Below are 3,336 nucleotides of genomic sequence, written 5' to 3'. Positions count from 1 at the left end.
GCCGGCGCCCGCTGCGCCCGCCGCCAAGCCGGCAGCGCCCGCGGCGCCCGTGCCGACCACCAAGCCGCCGTTCAAGGACGACGGCTCGATTTGAATATCCCTTCAGACAAACAAGGTTGAACCATGAGTCTTGATCGCGTCTCCCCTGGCAAGAAGCTGCCGGAAGACTTCAACGTCATCATCGAAATCCCCATGAACGCCGACCCGGTGAAGTACGAGGTCGACAAGGATTCCGGTGCGATCTTCGTTGACCGCTTCATGCTGACGGCCATGCACTACCCGTGCAACTACGGCTACATTCCCCAGACCCTGTCCGAAGACGGCGACCCGGCCGACGTGCTGGTCCTGACGCCGTTCCCGATCCAGATCGGCGCCGTCGTGCGCTGCCGCGCCATCGGCGTGCTGGAAATGGACGACGAGTCGGGCGGCGACGCCAAGCTGCTGGCCGTGCCGATCGAAAAGCTGTACCCCCCGTACCGCAACATCAAGTCCTATGAAGATCTGCCGGCGGAAGACATCTCCCGCATCCAGCACTTCTTCGAGCATTACAAGGACCTGGAAAAGGGCAAGTGGGTCAAGGTCAAGGGCTGGAAGGGCGTGGACGCCGCACACGAGGAAATCGTGCGCAGCGCCGAGCGCTACACCAAGGGCTGATCGGGCTATCCGCCAGCCGGCATCATCGCGCCGGCTGGCGCCTTCCTGCGGCGCGGCCGCGACGGCTGCGGCCAGTCGCAGCCGCGCCGTTGTCTTATGGGGCGCCAGATCCATCCGGCACTCGCTTTGGCCGCAGAAAGGGCTACACTCGCGAGTGCTTTTTCAAACGCCCGGCCGCCCAACAACAACACCGCCCCATCGCGGGGTCACAGGGCAAGCCAAGCGCGCGCGCGTCGGGGTAATATTTTTTCCGGTTTTTCCGGTCACGTATTTGTCATAGGTTGATAGCTCATGGACTACGTTTTGCCTCCCCAACCGCCCGTCGCGGTTCCCGTTGCCGGCAGCGCCGCGCTGTTCCCCGTGCGCCGCGTGTATTGCGTCGGCCGCAATTACGCCGAACACGCCAAGGAAATGGGTTTCACCGGCCGTGAAGATCCGTTCTTCTTCTGCAAGCCCGCCGACGCGGTGCTGATCGTGGCCGATGGCGAAACCGGCAAGATGCCGTACCCGCCCAAGACGTCCAATCTGCACTACGAAATGGAGCTGGTCGTGGTGCTGGGCAAGGGCGGCCGCGACATCCCCGTCGAACAGGCCAACGAATGCGTGTGGGGCTATGCGCTGGGTCTGGACATGACCCGCCGTGACCTGCAAGGCGAAATGAAGAAGCAGGGCCGTCCCTGGGAAATCGGCAAGGCGTTCGATCAGTCCGCCCCGCTGGGCCCCATCCACCCGCGCAGCGTGGTCGGCACGCTCGACAAGGGCGCCATCTGGCTGGACGTCAACGGCGAGCGCAAGCAATCCAGCGACATCTCGCAGATGCTGTGGAACATTCCGGAAAGCATTTCTTATCTGTCGGGCCTGTTTGAACTGCAGCCCGGCGACATCATCTTCACCGGTACGCCTGAAGGCGTGGGCGCCGTGCGCCAAGGTGACGTGATCACTGGCGGCGTCGAAGGCCTGGGCGAACTGCGCGTGCAGATCGCCTGAGCATCGGCGCTTTCATCTTTTCATTTTGGAGTTAGAGCATGCGCGGCAAGTTTGTGCTGACTGCCTTTGTCGTATTCGGCTTCGTGCTGGCCGGTTGCAATACCGTCGCCGGCATGGGCAAGGATGTGTCCCGGGCGGGCAATGCCATCACCAACGCCGCCGACAAATAATCGGCTCGCGGTCGTGAAAAAAAGCCCCTTGAGCAATCAAGGGGCTTTTTTGTTGCGGACGAGAAGAAGAACTACAGCACGTCGCCCGCGTAGTCGGCCAGGCGCGAGCGTTCGCCGCGTTGCAACGTGACGTGGCCGGAGTGCGGCCAGCCCTTGAAGCGGTCGACCACGAACGTCAGGCCGGAGCTGCCTTCGGTCAGGTAGGGGGTGTCGATCTGGGCGACGTTGCCCAGGCAGATCACCTTGGTGCCGGGACCCGCGCGGGTGACCAGCGTTTTCATCTGCTTGGGCGTCAGGTTCTGCGCTTCGTCGATGATGAGGTACTTGTTCAGGAAGGTGCGGCCGCGCATGAAGTTCAGGGACTTCACCTTGATGCGCGAGCGGATGAGGTCCATGGTAGCCGCGCGGCCCCAGTCCCCATTGCCTTCGCCCTCACCCATGTTCAGCACGTCGAGGTTGTCTTCCAGCGCGCCCATCCACGGCAGCATCTTTTCCTCTTCGGTGCCCGGCAGGAAACCGATGTCTTCACCGACAGGCACCGTGACGCGCGTCATGATGATCTCGGTGTAGCGCTTGGTTTCCAGCACCTGCGTGATGCCCGCCGCCAGCGCCAGCAGCGTCTTGCCGGTGCCGGCCTGGCCCAGCAGCGACACGAAGTCGCATTCCGGGTTCATCAGCAGGTTCATGGCGAAGTTCTGCTCGCGGTTGCGCGCCGTGATGCCCCAGACATTGTTCTTGCCGTGGGTGTAGTCGCGCAGGGTGGCCAGCACCGCCATCTTGCCGCTGACTTCGCGCACTTGCGCGTACAGCGGCATCTGGCCTTCGAAGTAGACGAACTGGTTGACGACGAACTGCGAACACAGCGGACCGTGGATGCGGTAGAAGGTGGTGCCGCCCTGTTGCCAGGACTCGACGTCCTTGCCGTGCTTGTTCCAGAAGTCTTCGGGCAACTGCATCACGCCCGAGTACATCAGGTCCGAGTCTTCAAGGACGTGGTCGTTGAAGTAGTCTTCGGCGGCCATGCCCAGCGCGCGCGCCTTCAGGCGCATGTTGATGTCCTTGGACACCAGCACGACCTCGCGCTGTGGGTACTTTTCTTGCAGGGCGCGCACCACGCCCAGGATCTGGTTGTCGGCCTTGCCCATCGGCAGGTCCGAGGGCAGGGTGCTGTGGATGGCGGTCGTCTGGAACATCAGACGGCCGGTGGCGTCCTTGTTGCCCAGCTTTGCCAGCTCAAGCCCTTCGTCCAGATGCGTGGCGTCCTGCACCAGCGAGTCCAGCGAACGGCTGACCTGACGCGCATTGCGCGCCACCTCGGACATGCCCTTTTTCTGGTGATCCAGTTCTTCCAGCGTCATCATCGGCAGGAAGATGTCGTGTTCTTCAAAGCGGAACAGCGAGCTGGGGTCGTGCAGCAGCACGTTCGTGTCCAGCACGAACAGCTTGCGCGGGGCGTTCTCGGCGCGCGCCTTGCTGCGCTTGGCCGGCGCGGGCGTGGCCTTAGCCTGGCGCGCGGGCGCGCGGG

General features: G+C 63.2%; 4 protein-coding genes. 3 read left to right on the top strand and 1 reads right to left on the bottom strand.

Annotation, left to right across the window (positions count from 1 at the left end):
• Positions 1 to 123 precede the first annotated feature (123 nt).
• The 3 genes from ppa to B3446_RS26730 all read left to right on the top strand — a co-directional run bounded on the left by ppa (position 124) and on the right by B3446_RS26730 (position 1,811).
• Positions 124 to 654, top strand: coding sequence for an inorganic diphosphatase (ppa, locus tag B3446_RS26740; RefSeq protein ID WP_056322566.1), 531 nt, complete (start codon positions 124 to 126; stop codon positions 652 to 654).
• A gap of 291 nt (positions 655 to 945) precedes the next feature.
• Entirely contained in the window at positions 946 to 1,641 is a 696-nt protein-coding gene (locus B3446_RS26735) for a fumarylacetoacetate hydrolase family protein (RefSeq protein WP_291387020.1), read from the top strand.
• A gap of 38 nt (positions 1,642 to 1,679) precedes the next feature.
• Positions 1,680 to 1,811, top strand: a complete 132-nt coding sequence (locus B3446_RS26730) for an entericidin A/B family lipoprotein (RefSeq protein ID WP_056567326.1) — start codon at positions 1,680 to 1,682, stop codon at positions 1,809 to 1,811.
• A gap of 71 nt (positions 1,812 to 1,882) precedes the next feature.
• On the opposite strand, the gene B3446_RS26725 is transcribed toward B3446_RS26730, so the two are convergent.
• On the bottom strand, positions 1,883 to 3,336 hold a 1,454-nt coding region (locus B3446_RS26725; protein WP_291387017.1), incomplete at its 5' end, for a PhoH family protein.

The sequence above is a fragment of the Achromobacter sp. UBA5777 genome, assembly GCF_002418565.1.
Lineage (GTDB): Bacteria > Pseudomonadota > Gammaproteobacteria > Burkholderiales > Burkholderiaceae_B > Achromobacter > Achromobacter animicus.
The sequence above is the reverse complement of the archived record's forward strand: the minus strand, read 5'-3'. Positions and strand labels throughout refer to the sequence as shown.